15 protein-coding genes are annotated in these 17,992 nt (G+C 41.6%); 8 read left to right on the top strand and 7 right to left on the bottom strand.

Annotated elements, in window-relative coordinates; translation table 11 throughout:
* Positions 1-157 precede the first annotated feature (157 nt).
* The 3 genes from AC59JO_RS25505 to AC59JO_RS25495 all read left to right on the top strand — a co-directional run bounded on the left by AC59JO_RS25505 (position 158) and on the right by AC59JO_RS25495 (position 2,426).
* Positions 158-700: a YceI family protein gene (locus tag AC59JO_RS25505; RefSeq protein ID WP_091219559.1), complete on the top strand. Its 543-nt coding sequence runs from the start codon at positions 158-160 to the stop codon at positions 698-700.
* A gap of 197 nt (positions 701-897) precedes the next feature.
* Positions 898-1,662, top strand: coding sequence for a hypothetical protein (locus AC59JO_RS25500; RefSeq protein ID WP_413666769.1), 765 nt, complete (start codon positions 898-900; stop codon positions 1,660-1,662).
* 143 nt (positions 1,663-1,805) lie between these two features.
* Complete coding sequence (locus tag AC59JO_RS25495) at positions 1,806-2,426, top strand: L-threonylcarbamoyladenylate synthase (RefSeq protein ID WP_497309022.1); 621 nt, start codon at positions 1,806-1,808, stop codon at positions 2,424-2,426.
* A 287-nt stretch (positions 2,427-2,713) separates the two neighbouring features.
* Here the strand turns inward: AC59JO_RS25495 and trpA are convergent, their stop codons facing one another.
* The 3 genes from trpA to trpD form a co-directional block, all read right to left on the bottom strand.
* Positions 2,714-3,484 (bottom strand): tryptophan synthase subunit alpha, encoded by a 771-nt coding sequence (gene trpA, locus AC59JO_RS25490; RefSeq protein WP_413666767.1) that lies wholly within the window; start codon positions 3,482-3,484, stop codon positions 2,714-2,716.
* 116 nt (positions 3,485-3,600) lie between these two features.
* Positions 3,601-5,406, bottom strand: a complete 1,806-nt coding sequence (locus tag AC59JO_RS25485; RefSeq protein ID WP_497309019.1) for a bifunctional phosphoribosylanthranilate isomerase/tryptophan synthase subunit beta — start codon at positions 5,404-5,406, stop codon at positions 3,601-3,603.
* A 3-nt stretch (positions 5,407-5,409) separates the two neighbouring features.
* Positions 5,410-6,399, bottom strand: coding sequence for an anthranilate phosphoribosyltransferase (gene trpD / locus AC59JO_RS25480; protein WP_497309017.1), 990 nt, complete (start codon positions 6,397-6,399; stop codon positions 5,410-5,412).
* A 473-nt stretch (positions 6,400-6,872) separates the two neighbouring features.
* On the opposite strand from trpD, the gene AC59JO_RS25475 reads away from it, so the two are divergent.
* Entirely contained in the window at positions 6,873-7,820 is a 948-nt protein-coding gene (locus AC59JO_RS25475) for an ion channel (protein WP_413666764.1), read from the top strand.
* Between the two features lie 150 nt (positions 7,821-7,970).
* Here AC59JO_RS25475 and AC59JO_RS25470 read toward each other — a convergent pair whose 3' ends face one another.
* Genes AC59JO_RS25470 through recR form a run of 3 tightly spaced genes read right to left on the bottom strand, consistent with a single transcriptional unit; the run spans position 7,971 to position 10,235 of the window.
* Positions 7,971-8,786: an SDR family oxidoreductase gene (locus AC59JO_RS25470; RefSeq protein ID WP_497309015.1), complete on the bottom strand. Its 816-nt coding sequence runs from the start codon at positions 8,784-8,786 to the stop codon at positions 7,971-7,973.
* Positions 8,773-9,606, bottom strand: coding sequence for a glycosyltransferase family 2 protein (locus AC59JO_RS25465; protein WP_497309013.1), 834 nt, complete (start codon positions 9,604-9,606; stop codon positions 8,773-8,775). The genes AC59JO_RS25470 and AC59JO_RS25465 overlap by 14 nt, the downstream gene beginning before the upstream one ends.
* Before the next feature lie 2 nt (positions 9,607-9,608).
* On the bottom strand, positions 9,609-10,235 hold the full coding sequence (gene recR, locus AC59JO_RS25460) for a recombination mediator RecR (RefSeq protein ID WP_413666761.1): 627 nt from the start codon (positions 10,233-10,235) through the stop codon (positions 9,609-9,611).
* A 258-nt stretch (positions 10,236-10,493) separates the two neighbouring features.
* Here recR and AC59JO_RS25455 point away from each other — a divergent pair, with 258 nt between their 5' ends.
* Positions 10,494-11,987 carry a sodium:solute symporter gene (locus tag AC59JO_RS25455; RefSeq protein WP_413666760.1) on the top strand — a complete coding sequence of 498 codons (1,494 nt, stop codon included), beginning with the start codon at positions 10,494-10,496 and terminating at the stop codon, positions 11,985-11,987.
* Positions 11,988-12,150: 163 nt separating this feature from the next.
* Positions 12,151-12,858, top strand: coding sequence for an LOG family protein (locus AC59JO_RS25450; protein WP_413666759.1), 708 nt, complete (start codon positions 12,151-12,153; stop codon positions 12,856-12,858).
* Positions 12,859-12,932: 74 nt separating this feature from the next.
* On the opposite strand, the gene AC59JO_RS25445 is transcribed toward AC59JO_RS25450, so the two are convergent.
* Complete coding sequence (locus AC59JO_RS25445) at positions 12,933-14,885, bottom strand: TlpA family protein disulfide reductase (RefSeq protein ID WP_497309010.1); 1,953 nt, start codon at positions 14,883-14,885, stop codon at positions 12,933-12,935.
* A gap of 93 nt (positions 14,886-14,978) precedes the next feature.
* On the opposite strand from AC59JO_RS25445, the gene AC59JO_RS25440 reads away from it, so the two are divergent.
* Together AC59JO_RS25440 and AC59JO_RS25435 are read left to right on the top strand one after the other, a co-directional pair.
* Positions 14,979-16,244, top strand: a complete 1,266-nt coding sequence (locus AC59JO_RS25440) for a TCR/Tet family MFS transporter (protein ID WP_497309008.1) — start codon at positions 14,979-14,981, stop codon at positions 16,242-16,244.
* A 384-nt stretch (positions 16,245-16,628) separates the two neighbouring features.
* A complete protein-coding gene (locus AC59JO_RS25435) occupies positions 16,629-17,885 on the top strand; it encodes a TCR/Tet family MFS transporter (RefSeq protein WP_413666756.1) in 1,257 nt (418 codons plus the stop codon).
* Positions 17,886-17,992: the final 107 nt, after the last annotated feature.

Genomic DNA, 17,992 nt, shown 5'->3' with positions numbered 1-17,992 from the left:
TTAAGTTTTATAAAAATAGATTTATAATCTAAACAATAGGGCAAATTTGTGGTTAAGAAACTTACTCAATGTCGTTTTAAAGTCACAAAGTTAAAATAGATGTTTAAACATTTATTTTTGTGTTTATCTTTGTATCAACAAAAAAGAAATAAAAATCATGGCAACAGAAACAGCAACAAAATGGGTTATCGACCCTATGCACTCAGAAGTACAATTTAAAGTTAAACACCTGGTTATTTCAACCGTAAGTGGTTTTTTCAAAAGCTTTAATGGTGAATTATTAACTGATAACGATGATTTTGAAAATGCTGAAATTGATTTCTCTTTAGATATCAACAGCATTGATACCAACCAGACACAACGCGACGAACACTTGAAATCAGCCGAGTTTTTTGACGCTGAAAAATATCCTCAGATCACTTTCAAATCTACTTCATTTACCAAAACTGATGACGAAGAGTATGAACTGAAAGGTAACCTGACCATTAAAGATCAAACTAAACCGGTTACTCTTGACGTAGAATTTGGTGGCTCGGCTGCCGACTTTTATGGTAACACCAAAGCAGGTTTTGAAATCAGCGGTAAAATTAACCGTAAAGATTTCGGTTTAACCTGGGACGGCGTAACCGAAGCCGGTTCAATTGTAGTTGGCGAAGACATCAAATTGTTGATCAACATACAATTTGCTAAACAAGCTTAATTGTTTTAATACTGTTGCTGTGTTTTAACTTTTAAAATGCCGCTGTTGTTAAAGGATCCAAACAACACGGCATTGTTGAAACGGCGGAGCAGATTAAAATTAAATGGTAAAGCCATTCTGATTTAGTCAGGATGGCTTTGTTGTTTAGCAAGGTTTTTAGCTTATAATTACTTAGTTTTAGGGTGAAACCAAAACCCATGAGATACCTTCTGACTCTGTTTATTCTTTCTCTGATGCTGGGTTGCAGCCAGCGAACTCCTAAAAGGCAAACAAATCAAAATGTAAGTCAACATCACAAAGAAGACAGTATATTGGTTGGTGGCGCAGACACAATAGACATCAGTACTATTAAAACGAAGATGTTTAAATATTCAAAAGCTGATTTAAGAACGATCTTAAGGCATAATCCTGAACTCAACGATAGTATGCCTGTTCATCCTGATATTACTTATGGCAAACGAGGGATATGTGGAGATTCAACTATCGATAAATCTGACCCGGTTGATATTTTTAGCAGTGAGATTGGACAAGACGATTATTACCTGTTGTATGCCTATTTTTTAAAGAAGAGAAATGGAGGGGAGAAATATCAAAAAGAGCGGGAAACGTTAATTAAAATTTATCGCGATATAAATTTCATTTTTGGCAGATTAGCCCAAGGCGGCACTTATTTCGGACATCAAGATAACAGAATTTTAGGAGAAGCCGAATACAGTATTTATCGGGGAAAAGGCAACGATTATTACGATAAATCATACGATATAACTAAGCAAAAAATGCTCTATCTCAATGCGCTTAAACAACAAATAACCGATGAGTTAAGCTCAAACTTCGACTTTCCCGATAAAGAAAAGCCTAAATTAAAAAAAGAGCTATTTGAAACCGTAAAAGAACTGGATGGGTTAATAACTGATTACTTCTACTTAGAAAGCACACGTACATTCCAGTATTCAAGTTATTAACATAGCCATATCAAACTTACGAAGTTTTTAAAACTTCGTAAGTTTTCTCCGTCGCATTGCAAAATAAGCTCTAATAACATGATTTAAAGCACGTTTAAGCCGCCGTTTTTAAACCAAGTAGCGCTATATTTGTTCTTATACTTATGTTAATTAAAATATATCCCGAAAACCCTAATCCAAAGGCTATTGAGCAGGTGGTTGAGGTATTAAAAAAAGGCGGTCTCATCATATATCCTACCGATACCATTTATGGTTTGGGTTGCGATATCACTAATCACCGTGCTATTGAAGCCATTTGCAAGATCAGGAACATCAAACCCGAAAAAGCTAACTTCTCATTCATTTGCTATGATCTGAGCCATATTTCTGATTATATCAAACCGATTGACAATACTACTTTCCGTGTGATTAAGAAAGCGCTGCCGGGGCCGTTTACGTTTATCTTCAATGCCAGTCATATGGTGCCCAAAATGCTTAGCTCCAACAAAAAAACAGTTGGTATCAGGGTGCCCGATAATAATATAGCCCGCGAAATTGTGCGTGTTTTGGGTAACCCGATCCTCTCAACCTCAATAAGGGATGATGATGATATCATAGAATACTCTACCGATCCGGAACTGATCCACGAGAAATATGAAGATTTGGTTGATATTGTAATTGATGGCGGTTATGGCGACAACATTCCATCAACCATAGTAGATTGCACCACCGGCGACTTTGATATTATTCGTGAAGGTAAAGGCGATTTGGAGTTATATTTATAAAATACAATCACCCGTAGTTGGCACAAGTCATCCCGATGCGGGCCGTCGCCCAAGACTTGCGCAAAGGGATGGGCGCGTCTTTAAATAAAAGAAAATGTCATTTCGATTGAGCAGCGGGGCATCGGCATTGGGGCGAAAGAGAAATCTTATACACCCTATAGAGTCGTAGACATGTTTTAGAACAGGGCGTATAAGATTTCTCCTCCCCCTCACACACTTTCCACTACCGGTTCGTCGAAATGACATTCGGTTTTATTCATTAATATTCATTGAGCGGTGTATATTTTTTACGGCCTTATCCCCTTCACAAAGCCATCAATCTTATCCATATAACCGTCCTCTCCTAATAATTTTACAAACCTGCTGCCTATAATGGCACCGTTGGCGTAGTTACAGGCTTTAGTAAAGCTGCTGCTATCGGTAATACCAAAACCAATAACAGTAGGATTGTTCAGCTTCATGGCTGTGATACGTTTATAGTAATCCTCAACACTATCACTTAATTTCAAATTATAGCCGGTTATGGTTGATGACGATAGCAGGTAGATAAAGCTGCTGCTCAAATCGTCAATTTTGCGGATCCGCTCTTCGGATGTTTGAGGCGTTACCAGGAATATATTACTCAGGCCATTATCAATAAAATATGAGGAGTACATGTTTTCATATTCATAAATTGGCAGATCGGGTACGATAATACCATCAACACCAACTTCGGCCGCCTTTTTGCAAAAACGCTCAATGCCGTACTGGGCAATTGGATTAAAATAGCCCATAAGCAAAATAGGAATGCTTACGCGGCTGCGCAATTCGGCCAGTTCTTCAAATAAAACTTTAAGACTCATGCCGTTTTCCAATGCTACCTCCGAGCTATGCTGAATAGTTGGGCCATCTGCAACAGGATCGGAGTATGGAAAACCGATCTCCAGGAAATCGGCGCCTGATTTTTCGAGGGCTTCGGCAATATCAACCGTGGTGTTCAGCGCAGGATAGCCTGCTGTAAAATATATAGATAACAGGTTGTTATTTTTTGATGCAAAAAGCTTGTTTAAACGGTTCATTGTATTTTATTTGTCGATGGACGATAGACCATAGTCCATAGTTTATTTAGTACCCTATTGTTGCTCTTGTTTTCCAGTGTAAGCCATGGTCTATGAACCATTAACTATGAACTATTCTAATAGCCGAAATATTTAATATAAGTATCCAGGTCCTTATCTCCCCTGCCCGAAATGCAGATCACTACATTATCGTTTGGCTCAAACTTCATTTTCTCCAATTGAGCCAAGGCATGGGCTGTTTCGATGGCCGGAATGATCCCTTCCAACTGACAGCAAAGTAAGCCGGCCTGTAAAGCTTCATCATCGGTAATGCTTACGTATTCGCCGCGGTGGCTTTTAAATAAATGCGCGTGCTGCGGACCAATACCAGGATAATCCAAACCAGCCGAAATAGAGTAAGGCTCAACAACCTGCCCGTCTTCAGTTTGCATCAGGATGGTACGACTGCCATGCAATACCCCCTCGTTGCCTAAGGCTGTAGTAGCAGCAGATTCGCCGCTGTTTACACCCTTACCTGCCGCTTCAACTGCTACCAGTTTCACGCTTTCATCATCCAGGAAATGATAAAACATGCCCATAGCATTACTGCCGCCGCCTACACAGGCCAATACGTATTGTGGTAATTCGCTGCCTGTATGCTCTACCAATTGTTTTTTTGTTTCAGCAGAAATAACAGACTGAAAACGGGCCACCATATCAGGGTATGGATACGGACCAACTACCGAACCTATGATATAATGCGTATCAACAGGGTTGCCTATCCAATCGCGCAGGGCCTCGTTGGTAGCATCTTTAAGTGTTTTACTTCCCGATGTTGCCGGTACCACCTTTGCACCCAGCATTTTCATACGCGACACGTTAGGTGCCTGGCGGGCCATATCAATTTCGCCCATGTAAACCACACATTCAATGCCCATTAAAGCGCATACAGTTGCTGTTGCAACCCCATGCTGCCCTGCACCGGTTTCGGCGATGATACGTTTTTTGCCAAGGCGTTTAGCAAGTAAGATCTGCCCTATGGCATTATTGATCTTATGCGAGCCGGTATGGTTCAGGTCCTCCCTTTTAAAGAAGATATTAGCACCATATTTTTCTGAATACCTTTTGGCATGATATAACGGCGAAGGCCTGCCAACATAATTTTTTAACAGATCATCAAACTCGGCTTTAAAACCCTCATCATTTATAATATTGAGGTATTGTTGCCTTAATTCCTCTACGTTAGGATATAACATTTCGGGAATGTATGCTCCCCCAAAATCGCCATAATAACCTTGTTCGTTAACTCCGTATTTCATCTGTGTTTTATTTTTGACGACATTAAATGTGTCTTTTAGTTTTTCAATATTCTTTAGGCCAGGTTCAATTTCAAACCTGCTGTTAAGGTCAACCCCGTAAAATTGAGGATGTTTAATATTTTTAACTTCAGCTATATTTTCAGGGCCTATTCCGCCTGATAAAAAGAAAGGGACATCCAGTTTATATTGATCAAGAATGGCCCAATCAAAAGTTTTACCCGAGCCACCATATTCTTTTGTTTTGGTATCGAACAGGAAAAGATCAACATTGTTGGCATAATCCTTCAATTGCTCAAAATCAAAGTTCTCATTAAGGCCAAATGCCTTTATTACAGTCACCTTGCCTTTAAACTTCGCGCAAAACTCAGGGCTTTCATCGCCGTGAAATTGAACGGCATCAAAGCCATATTCAGCAATCAGCTTTTCAATATTTTCGGCGTTCTCATTTACAAAAACACCGGTTTTTTTGACAGAAGCAGGTATGGTTTGCAATGCATCAACCGCTAAACCTGCCATATACCGGGGCGATTTTCCATAGAAAATAAAACCAACATAGTCGGGCTGCAAAGTGGTAACCGCTTCAATATTTTCAGGATGTTTTAAACCGCAAACCTTTATTTTCATGGCTTAGTTTTGCAATAAATTATTAAAGCTTTTCAATGCCTTTTTACCAAGCAATGCTTCCTCTGCCTCATAAAAACAATCGCCAAAAGTTTTTTCGGGGTTTATGGTTCTGATAGCCAGCGCAGCATTAGCCAATACTACGTTATTTTGAGCCGTTGTCCCATCTCCCTTAAGTACATTACTAAATATAGCTGCCGAAGCCTCAACGGTATCACCACCGATGATCTCTTTCGGATCAAGCAATTCAAAACCCAGGTCTTCTACACTATTGATCTTTTCACCATCGGCCGAGAAAGTTTTAAAATCGCAGGTTAATGAAATTTCATCGTAACCTTCAAGCGCGTTTATGATGGTATATTTTGTAGTTGATTTTTGGTACAGGTAAGCATACACACGTGCAAGTTCCAGGTTAAATACCCCTACCAACTGATTATCTGGCTTAGCCGGGTTAACCATGGGGCCTAACATATTAAAGAAGGTTTTAACACCAAGTTCTTTACGGATTGGCGCTACGGTTTTCATAGCCGGGTGGAACAATGGTGCATGCAGAAAACAGATGTTTGCCTCATCTGTACTGCGTTTCAGTTTATCCATATCATTAGTAAACTGATAGCCCAAATACTCCATTACATTTGATGAGCCACAACCTGATGATACGCCATAGTTACCGTGCTTAGCTACTTTGTAACCAGCACCCGCAACCACAAATGAGGCCAACGTGGAGATATTGAAAGTATCCTTGCCGTCACCGCCGGTACCACAAAGGTCGATAAGGCCATCAGTTTCCAGGTCAACCGGCAAACAAAGCTCCAGCATCGCATCGCGGAAACCTTCCAGTTCTTCAACAGTGATGCTTCGCATACAATAGGCCGTCATGAAGGCTGCCATTTGCGCATTGTTGTATTTGCCTTGCGCAATGTTCATCAAAATGCCTTTAGATTGTTCCCTGCTAAAGGTTTTGTGCTCAAAAAGATGATTAAGTATCTGTTTCATTTACCCCCCAACCCCCTAAAGGGGGAGTTAATATGCATAAATCGTTATTTCCATTTTCCTGCCCCTTCGCAAATTCTTCCCCCTTTAGGGGCCGGGGCCAGACATAAAAAAAGGGCTGCCGTATGGCAACCCTCCTGAATATATTTTTCAAACAAACACGGAATTGCCTTACGATTACTCGTTAAGCCACCACCAATTGCTGTTTAATTTTATCATTGTTACTTGTTGGCACAAATATGTAAATAGTTTTTATAAAAACAAACAGAATTTAATCACTTAGTGAATTATTGAGTTAGTGAATTAAGGTCAGTTAATGAATTATCGAGTTAGCGAATTAGTGATTTAATCTGGAAAGCAATCCAAGATTACTTAAATTCGATATTTTAGCTGTTGATTTATTGGATCTGCGGTATTGCCCGCGTTCAATCAAAAATTCACTAAATCACTAACTCAACAATTCACTAATTAGCTCCATGGCCATACGTAAAGATAAAATTAACCCGGAAGACGATCTTGGTTTTGGTACCCAGCCGGTTATCAAGAGCCAGCCGGTTATTAATAAGGATGGTACTATCAACGTAAAGCGTACTGGTCTGCCATTTTTAAGTACAGCCAACAATTACCATTCGCTGATTACCATGAGCTGGCGCAAGTTCTGGTTCATTGTTTTCAGTGCGTACTTCACGGTAAACATCATTTTTGCCCTTATTTATTTTTCGCTCGGGCCAGATGTTTTAGACGGTAAAAGCGGCAACGATAGCTTCGATCGATTTATGGATGCCTTCTTTTTCTCGGCACAAACCATATCAACGGTAGGCTACGGGCACATCAGCCCCAAGGGTATTATACCTAATACTATAGCAGCACTCGAATCCATGATGGGTTTGCTGGCATTCGCTTTGGCTACAGGTTTACTTTATGGTCGCTTTTCACGCCCTTCGGCCAAGATCATGTATAGCCGCAATGTGCTTATCGCCCCTTATCGTGATGGCGGCAAAGGACTGATGTTTCGTCTGGCTAACGAACGGAAGAATATCCTGATCGATCTGGAAATGGAGGTAGTTTTTAGCTATAACGACGAGGAGAACGGCAAAACTGTACGTAAATTTTTCCAGCTGGAACTGGAACGTACCCGCGTTAGCATCCTTACCCTGAACTGGACGGTAGTGCACCCGCTTGATGATAACAGCCCTATTAAAGACATCACCTCCGAAGAACTTCAACGCAGGCAAGCCGGCTTAACCGTCAGCCTCAAAACATTCGATGATACTTTTTCACAAACCATCCACTCACGTACCTCCTACCAGTACGATGACTTTATATGGGATGCTAAATTTAAACCCGTATTTGAGCGCGATGAAACAGGCCGCGTTGTATTGGATTTGAGCAGGATAAGTGCGTATGAACTTGTGGGTCATTAGGTCATTGGGTCATTAAGTCATTTTATCGCTTTGAGAGCGTTGTTGGTCGTTGGGTCATTACATCATTAAGCCACTTTTATCGCCTTAAAAGCAATGATTCAATTACCCAATGAAATAATGACACAATGACCTGATGGCTACCAAAAATGACTAACGCAGTAACGGATCCCGCTCCTTTGTAAAAACGTTATACACCATTTTATCTAAAAAAGCCGGGACAAATTTACTTAGGGCTACGGTTAGCTTGCCCTGGCCGGTCATGATGAGGGTGCGGCTGCGGTTTTCTATGCCATCGGCTATAATTTTAGCTACCTCATCGCTGCTCATCATTTTTTGTTCTTCAAGGGTACTTTCGCCTTGCTGTTTGCCTTCGCTATTTAAAGCTGTATTACGGATATTTGATGCGGTAAAGCCAGGGCAGGCAGTTAATACATGAACGCCGGTTTTGAGGTTTTCAACCCGTAACGAATCTAAAAAGCCGTTCATCGCAAATTTTGATGCCGAATACCCAGAGCGGCCCGGCAAACCTTTATATCCTGCTATAGACGATACCCCTACTATGCTACCTTTGGTCTTGATAATTTCGGGCAATGCGTATTTGGTACAATAAACCGTGCCCCAAAAGTTCACATCCATTAAGGTCTTCAACACATTAAGGTCGGCGTCTTTAAACAGCGACCGCATAGACATACCGGCGTTGTTGATCAATACATCAACTTTACCAAATGTGGTGAGTGTTTGCTTAATGAGTTGTTTGCAATCGTCCTCAACAGTTACATCGCATTGTATGGCAAGCGCTTTGATCTTATATTCCTGCTGTAATTTTTCGGTAACCTGGCAAAGTGTAACGTATTGCCTTGCTGCCAGCACCACATGGGCGCCGCGCTTAGCACATTCATAAGCAAGCGATTTTCCGATACCCGACGAAGCGCCGGTAATTATAACAACCTTATCATTTAACTTCATACGAAGGAGGAATTAACTGGGGGATGCCCTCCACCTTAAGTTCAGGCACCTTAAATAAATATTTGGAGGCGAAGATAATCATCGCACCATAATATTCCTTAATGTGTATCCAGCTAAATTTAACCTTGTTTTGTATGTTAAAGTTGATGATATATGTTTTGGGGAAATAGTAATTTTTAAACCCTGCAAGCCTGATGCGGTACGAATAATCAATATCATAACCATAGGTATGAAAACGCTCATCCATTAAGCCTATGTGATTAAGGGCTTCTTTACGCAATAACATGAAAGCACCGTTTATGATATCCGACTCAGAAGTCTGAAACTCTTCTACCCAGTCTTTACTCTCCGGGTTAGTGAGCCTTGATTTGGAGAAATGTTTTGCCAGCCCTGTTAGCTTAAAGAAAGTTTCCCATGGTTTGTTAAAGCCGCGTTTTGACTCTTTCAGAAATTTACCTTCTGGAGTTATCATGCGTACACCTAAACCACCGGCTTCAATGTGCATGTCCATAAACTCAAGTGCTTTCTCTACTGTCTTCTTGCCTGTAATTGTATCCGCATTGACCAGTAAAATATACTCGCCTGTAGCCAATTTAAGCGCATGATTGTAGGCGCGCGCCATGCCCTCATTTTTATCGTTGGCTATTATTTTCACATCAGGAAATTCGGTATTAAGCATGGCAACGGACTTGTCGGCCGAGGCATTGTCGACCACAAAAACCTCGTGACTAACGTCCTGGGCAGCCTTGATCGCTGCATTCAGGGCAATTCTGAGCAGGTTGCAGGTATTATGGCTTACAACAACTATTGATAGTTTCATACTTACTTTGATAGTGAATTTTCATACGGAACGCGGGTAGCTATCGAGCGGCCCAAAGTTATTTCGTCCACGTACTCTAATTCACCACCAAAAGCTATGCCACGAGCTATGGTTGTAATGGTAATATTGAAACTTTTTAATTTTTTATGAAGATAGAACAGCGTTGTGTCACCCTCCATAGTGGCGCTGAGTGCAAAAACCACCTCTTTTACCTCATTATCAGCTGTTGGCTTAAGGCGTTCAATGAGGGTATCCACCTGCAAATCTGACGGCCCAACGCCATCCATTGGCGATATTAAGCCGCCAAGCACATGATAAACACCATTAAACTGATTGGTATTTTCGATGGCCATTACATCGCGGGTATCCTCAACCACGCAAATGAGGCTATGATCGCGGCGGTGCGATGAGCAAATCTCACAAACAGGCAAATCAGATATATTATGACAAACGCGGCAAAACTGTATTTCGTTGCGAAGCTTGGTTACCGCGGTACTAAATCGTTCAACATCCTGCTTATCCTGGTTAAGTAAATGCAGCACCAAACGCAGGGCAGTCTTTTGACCAACACCCGGTAATTTGGCAAATTCGGCTACAGCATTTTCCAGTAATTTGGACGAGAAATTCATTGTGCGAAGGTAGGGAATTTAAGTCGGAAGTCCGAAAGTCGGCAAGTCCGGAAGCCGGGAAAGTAGATTTAGAAAATTTAAAGCAGATAAGTTATGATTGGCAAATCTTACAATGTATTTGTATTTTGCAAAAAATCCTCCGGACTTTCGGACTTTCCCGATTTCCGGACTAAATAAAAATCTTTCGGACTTTCGGACTTACCGACTTTCGGACTCACCCGACTTTCGGACTTCCGACTCCGGACTAAAAAAATGCCTATGTCGCCCGGAGTATTATTATCATTCATTATTGGTTACTTTTTGGTTTTACTGATCATCTCCTGGCTTACATCAAAAAAATCCTCGGATAATGATACATTCTTCGTAGCCAACCGAAATTCAAAATGGTACCTGGTTGCCTTCGGGATGATTGGCACGGCATTGAGCGGGGTTACATTTATCTCTGTACCGGGCAAGGTTGGTACGGATCAGTTTGCTTATTTTCAGTTTGTGCTGGGTAACGCAGCAGGGTTTATTATTATAGCCACCGTATTACTCCCATTATACTACCGGCTTAAGCTCACGTCCATTTATAGTTATATTGAAGGTGCTTTAGGTGTTTGGAGCTATAAAACTGCGGCAGCCATCTTTTTGGTAAGCCGCGTTATCGGCTCGGCATTCCGGTTATACCTTGTGGTTATCGTATTGCAGAAATTCATCTTTGATAGTTACCACGTACCCTTTGCCGTTACAGTATTGATATGTTTGCTGCTTATCTGGTCGTACACCTTTAAAGGCGGATTAAAAACCATTATCATTACCGATAGCCTGCAAACGTTTTTCCTGGTGCTATCGGTTTTCCTGTCGATATACTTTATTTGCCAGAGCCTGCACATGAACATTTTTGAGGCTGCCGAAACCATCAAAAACAGCAGCTACTCCAAAATATTTTTCTTTAACGATTTCATGAGCAGCAAGCTGCATTTAGGGAAACAATTTTTAGGGGCCATGTTCATTACCATAGGCATGACCGGGCTCGATCAGGACCTGATGCAGAAAAACCTCAGCCTTAAAAACATCAAAGAAGCACAAAAAAACATGTTCAGCTTTGTTGGCGTTTTTGTAGTGATCAATATCTTTTTCCTGAGCGTTGGCGCTTTGCTTTATATGTATGCAGCTAAAAACGGCATCAACGTTACCAAAACCGATTATCTGTACCCTACCATAGCCCTCCAATATCTTGGGCTTGTTCCGGCAATGATATTTATGCTGGGATTAACAGCCGCCACCTTTGCCACTACCGATTCGGCCCTTACGGCGCTAACCACTTCCTTTTGTGTGGACTTTTTAGGCTTTAATAAGCGTAGCGATGTAAACAGCAAAAAGATGGTGGCCGTGCGGCATTGGGTACACATAGCCTTTTCGGGGCTGATGTTCTTGACCATTATTATATTTAACGCCATTAATAACGAAGCAGTAGTAAGCGCTATATTCAGCGTAGCATCTTACACTTACGGCCCATTACTTGGCTTGTATTCATTTGGCTTGTTTGTAAGCAACAGGCAGGTAATGGATAAACTGGTGCCTTTCATTTGCGTACTCTCTCCTGCTATATGTTATTTTCTAAATGCCGAATCAAAATCAATTTTAGGCGGATATGTTTTTGGTAACGAACTCATCATTGTGAACGGACTAATCACATTTGTTGGGTTGTGGGTATCCTCTTCGAGGAAGTCCGAAGTCCGTCAGTCGGAAAGTCCTGAGATTGGGTAATTAAAAAGTTAAATGACTAATAAACCGGAATCAATTTTCTTTGTACTTTGCATTAATTAATATAAGATAAAACTCCCGGACTTTCGGACTTCCCGGACTTTCGGACTTAACAAACACACTCCCGGACGTCCGACTTTCGGACTTTTCGGACTAATAAAAGGCTATGACCGGAGAAGATAAAATAAGACAAGCGTTCGAGAACAAAAACTGGCAGGAAATTAAAGTTACCGACTCCTGGCAGATCTTTAAAATAATGGCCGAATTTGTTGACGGCTTTGAAAAACTGGCCAAGATAGGCCCTTGCGTATCCATCTTCGGATCAGCCCGTACACATAACGATAACAAGTACTACAAACTGGCCGAAGAAACAGCCCGCTTGCTTACCGAGCATGGCTATGGCGTAATATCGGGTGGTGGCCCAGGTATAATGGAAGCAGCCAACAAAGGTGCTTACGAAAACGGCGGTAAATCGGTAGGCTTAAACATCGAATTACCTTTTGAGCAGTTCCACAACAAATACATCGACAGGGATAAGATTATGGAGTTTGATTACTTCTTTATCCGCAAGGTTATGTTTATGAAATACTCGCAGGGCTTTATCATTTTACCCGGTGGCTTTGGCACTATGGACGAATCGTTCGAGGCCATCACCCTCATCCAAACCGGTAAAATAGCCCGCTTCCCTATCATTTTTGTTGGGGTTGAATACTGGAAGGGCCTGTTTGCCTGGGTTGAGGAAAAAATGCTGAACGAGCAACACAACATCAACCCCGACGACCTAAACCTGTACCGTGTAGTTGACACCGCCGAAGAAGCAGTTGAACACATCACCCGCTTTTACAACAAATACGTACTTAAGCCAAACTTTTAACAGGCTTCAAAATAAAAAATGCCGCTCCATCAGGGCGGCATTTTTGTTGGATATAGTTTTAGGGTTGCAATTAGCTATTTCATGCTTTGCTTAGGTGTTGCAGCAGCCTCAGCTATGGCTGGTTCTTTGGCCATATCAATCATCGTGCTCACTTCATCAACCAATCCTTCTGCCGAGCCATCGAAACCCACAACTTTAAAGCGGATGTTGCCGTTTTTATCAATAATAAACTTGGTTGGGATCCCGGTTACGCCAAATTGTGTTACCACCTTTGATTGCCTGCCATCACCGCCTTTCTCGTCTACGAGCACATTGAAGGTATATTTATTATCGGCAATAAACTTCTTTACACCATCAATATAATTATCACCGTTTTCCCAGGTATCGATAAACAGGAACTTCACATCCTGATCATCCTTATATTTATTTACGGCCATTTGCATCCCCGGGAAAGAGGCTTTACAAGGGCCACACCAGGTAGCCCAAAAATCAACTATCACAATTTTACCTTTTAAATCGACCAGCGAAACGTTGTTTCCTGCAAAGTCCTTAAGGGCAAATTTTGTAGCCGGCTGATTGATCATCTGCTTAGCCACCTCTTCCCTCTTTTTATCTTTTGCAATGCCTGTTAATCCGGTCAGATATTCATCGTAACCTGTATCATCGCCCTTTACACCAACGTAAGCTTTTTTTAATTCCTCCTTTAACGCAGGTGAAACTTTAGCCACCTTAAATGCGCTTTCAATTACATCTTTCGCTTCTGAGTATTTACCAAGCGCATTTAAAATGAGTACGTAATGCTCGTTTGTGGTAGGGTCATTATCCTTGTTGCTGGCATAAAGTTCTTTCTGATACTTAAGTGCCTCATCATATTTTTTCTCTTTATATAAAATGAATGCATAAGTATCAGCATAGATATTATAAACAATTTGGTTTTGCTTTTTTGCATCATTTACCGACATGAATGATGACACCATCGGATTTTTCATTTTTTCATTAATGATATCCAGCGTTTGCTTTGAAAGCTTTTCGGCCTGATTAAGATTCTCGCCTTTTTGCGCCCATTCATAAGCCATATTATTGTAGCTCATTGTTATGCTCATTTTGTCTTGAGTTAACGTTGCGTATTTATTAAATGCCACGGTATCACCAGCTCTTAAAAAACCGCCGGCTAACTGCCCTCTTATAAAATCTATTCTTCCGCCTTTATAGGTGCTCATTTCAGGAAATTTGGTCACATAAGCAATATAAAGCGAATCCTTTTTGTGCACGTCATGCTCACGCATCATCGCAAATTCGGCATCATTCTTCACCGATTCGCCTTTGGGGTATTTAGCTTTAATTATTTCACCCAATGAATCAGCAGATGGTTTTTGGTTTCGCCAGTTCAGGATATTGGCGGCAAGGATCAGGTCTTTTTCCACCGTGCTTTTTTCAAACGATTTAACCTTTGCATTTAACGTGGCAGTAGTAGCGGGATCTTTTTTCTTCGCTAATATGTAATAGTAATTAAACTGATAAGGCTTCTCGGCCTGAGGATAGGCATCATACTCTTTTTTAAACAATGCCAGGCCTTCTTCAGAGTCGGTCTTTATTTTGGCAAAATTGTTACCAACACCACTTAATATATAACCTTGGGCTTCATAAGCGCCCTGAACAGGTTTTTTATCCTTATAAACTAAATAAACATATCCTTTATCGTTATTGTTATCAATATCACCGTCACTAAATATTTTTATAAAGAAAGCCTTCGCCGTGGCCGGGATAGTGAAATCACCTGACAATGAACTTCCGTCAGCTTTCAGATCGATGTCGGTTGCAGGGTTGTCCTTTCCGTCAATGTAGTAGATCTCTGCGCCGATATCCTTCTTGCCGGCAACAGGTGTCCCTGCCGGATCATAGGTGATCTTAACTTTTTCCGTTGGCGATGGATAATTATCTGATAACGTAAGATGGTTTTTTTGCGCAAATGCGCTTTGCATAACCAGCAAAGCCGGTACCAGCATGATTGATTTGTGTGGTTTCATAGGTTTAACTAATTATATAGTTGAAGTTAGTGGTAAATTATTTTAAATACAATTATTTTAACAATTATTAACCTTAATAATTTATTTTGCACCATGGACAATTCCGCCCAAAATAAACCGCAGAAGGCTTTAGGCTTTATTTTTATTACTTTACTGATTGATGTAGTTGGTTTAGGTATCATTATACCCGTACTACCCAAGCTTATTGAAAAACTGATCCACGCCGGCCTTAGTGAGGCTTCGCTTTATGCAGGTTTTTTAACGCTGGCTTATTCGGTGATGCAATTCCTGTTTTCGCCGATGATTGGGAACCTGAGCGATAAGTATGGCCGTCGCCCGGTATTGCTTTGTTCTCTGCTTGGTTTCGGTGTCGATTATTTGTTCCTTGCCTTTGCGCCATCAATAGGCTGGCTGTTTTTAGGACGGGCCATCGCAGGTATTACCGGCGCCAGCTTTACTACCGCCTCAGCCTATATTGCCGACGTAAGCACGCCTGAAAAACGCGCCCAAAACTTTGGAATGATAGGTGTTGCCTTTGGCCTTGGCTTTATCATTGGCCCGGCAATTGGCGGTGTGCTGGGTAAAATGGATGTACAATATCCGTTTTTTGCAGCTGCCGGCCTGGCATTTTTAAACGCCATTTACGGTTTCTTCATCCTGCCCGAATCATTGGATGAAGCGCATCGTCGCCCGTTTGATGCAAAAAGGGCAAACCCATTGGGGGCATTGTTGCAGCTAAAAAAATACCCTTCGGTAATGGGTTTGGCATTATCATTATTCCTGGTGTATTTTGCCGGACAAGCGGTGCAAAACGTTTGGACCTATTTCACCTTCGAAAAATTTAAATGGGGTGAGGATACCGTAGGCTATTCCCTTGCCTTTATTGGCTTAATGATAGCCCTTGTACAGGGAGGACTGATGCGTATCATACTGCCTAAACTGGGCATGGAGCGCTGTATTTGGGTTGGATTGCTGCTATATAGCATCGGCCTAATCCTGTTTGCCATGGCAACACAAGGCTGGATGATGTTTGCCTTTATGGTTCCTTACGCCCTCGGCGGCATTGCAGGTCCGGCTTTACAGGGTATTATGACCAACCAGGTACCCGCCAACGAGCAGGGCGAGTTACAAGGCGGCTTAACCAGCCTCATGAGCCTAAGCGCCATTTTTGGCCCATGGGTAATGACTACTTTATTTTATTATTTCACCAACGATAAAAGGCCTTTCTTTTTGCCCGGAGCGCCATTTATTTTAGGTGCGATACTGATGCTGATAAGCGCTTTGCTTGCCATCCGTAATTTTAAAAACGTGAAGAAGACATCGGCAAAGGATGTTGACGCTGTAGCTGCGTTGCATTAAAAGCCAAAAGCAGAATGCACAAAGCTTAAAGCTTTGCTGTTGTTGGTGTTGTTGTAATGAGTATTCGGGAGATGAAAATTATTGGGAGATTAAACAAAAGCCATGTCATTATAAGCGGAGCGCGGCAATTGCACGGAAGCATATCCGCCCTGTATAGCATGCGATTGCTCGCCCGTTGTTGGTGTTGTCACCAACAACATTTTAGGCCCCCGTATTTTTATAATATCTGCCCACCATTATTAAAAGGCAGGGCGTAAAGTTGTTGGTGACAACACCAACAACGGCGAGCTGCCCATCAATAACAGCACAAGTATAAATTAAATATTAAACTGTAAAACAGCCCGTAATAAAACTTTTAACTTGCTTAAACCTTTATCATTATTAATGAGCGCCAAACCTAAAAAGAAACATACCGCCGCCTTAGGGTTTATTTTCGTAACGCTTTTTATTGATGTGCTTGGTTTAGGCATCATTATCCCGGTAATGCCGTCGCTGCTCGAGAAACTGGGCAACATGGATGTGAGTACTGCGGCGCAATACAACGGCTATCTCACCTTCACTTATGCATCCATGCAGTTCCTATTTTCTTCACTTTTGGGCAACCTGAGCGACAGATATGGCCGCAGACCGGTACTGTTAGGCTCACTTATTGGATTTGGGATAGATTATATTTTTATGGCCTTTGCCCCTACGGTGGCCTGGTTATTTATCGGCCGGGCAATAGCAGGCTTTGCAGGCGCCAGCAATACTACTGCTACCGCTTACATAGCCGATATTAGTACCGGTAAAAACCGGGCGGCAAATTTTGGTTTGGTTGGAGCAGCATCCGGACTTGGATTTATCATTGGCATAGGTACAGGAAGCTTTTTAGGCGCACTGAACGTACGTTTTCCTTTTATGCTGGCAGCAGGGCTGGCTTTACTTAATGCAACCTACGGCTATTTTGTTTTACCCGAATCCTTAAATATGAAAAACCGCAGGCGCTTTGAATGGAAAAAGGCCAATCCAGTAAGTTCATTACGGAACTTATCGCGCTATCAATCGTTAACAGGGTTGATTGGTGCATTTTCATTGGTATATATTGCACAAAAGGCAGTTGAATATGTGCTATCATTTTACGTAACCGAAAAGTTTGACTGGCAGTTAAAAAGCATTGGCTTTTTAGGCTTTTTCATTGGCATTGTGCTGGTAGCGATACAGGGCGGCTTGATCAGGTTTACCATCCCAAAATTCGGGCAAGAGAAGAATATCATAGCGGGATTGCTTTTTTATACCATAGGTTTAACGCTTATTGCCTTCGCAAACCAGGGTTGGATGATGTACGTATTCATGGTTCCATATTGCCTGGGCGGCATTTCGGGGCCTTCATTACAAGGCATGATTACCAGTACGGTATCAGCTAAACAACAAGGGGAATTGCAGGGCTCATTGACCAGTATCAGCAGCTTGGCAGTGATTATCGGTCCGCTGTTAATGAGTTCGGTATTTCATTTGTTTACCCATCGTAATACATCAACCTATTTTCCGGGTGCTCCGTATATTTTAGGTGCGGTTTTAATGCTGATAGCTGTTTTCCTGGCGATCAGAAGCTTTAAGAAAGCCGGGGTGGTGGATTCGAAGGAGGTGGAAGCAGTACCATAATTCCACAACTTCAGAAGGCAAAAACAACACCCCTATTACGTCATTGTACATAATAACCAAGACGACAGCCTTGTAAAAACCAGAATTGCATATAAATAAAGATATAC

Source organism: Mucilaginibacter sp. A5337, from assembly GCF_059690695.1.
The sequence above is the reverse complement of the archived record's forward strand: the minus strand, read 5'-3'. Positions and strand labels throughout refer to the sequence as shown.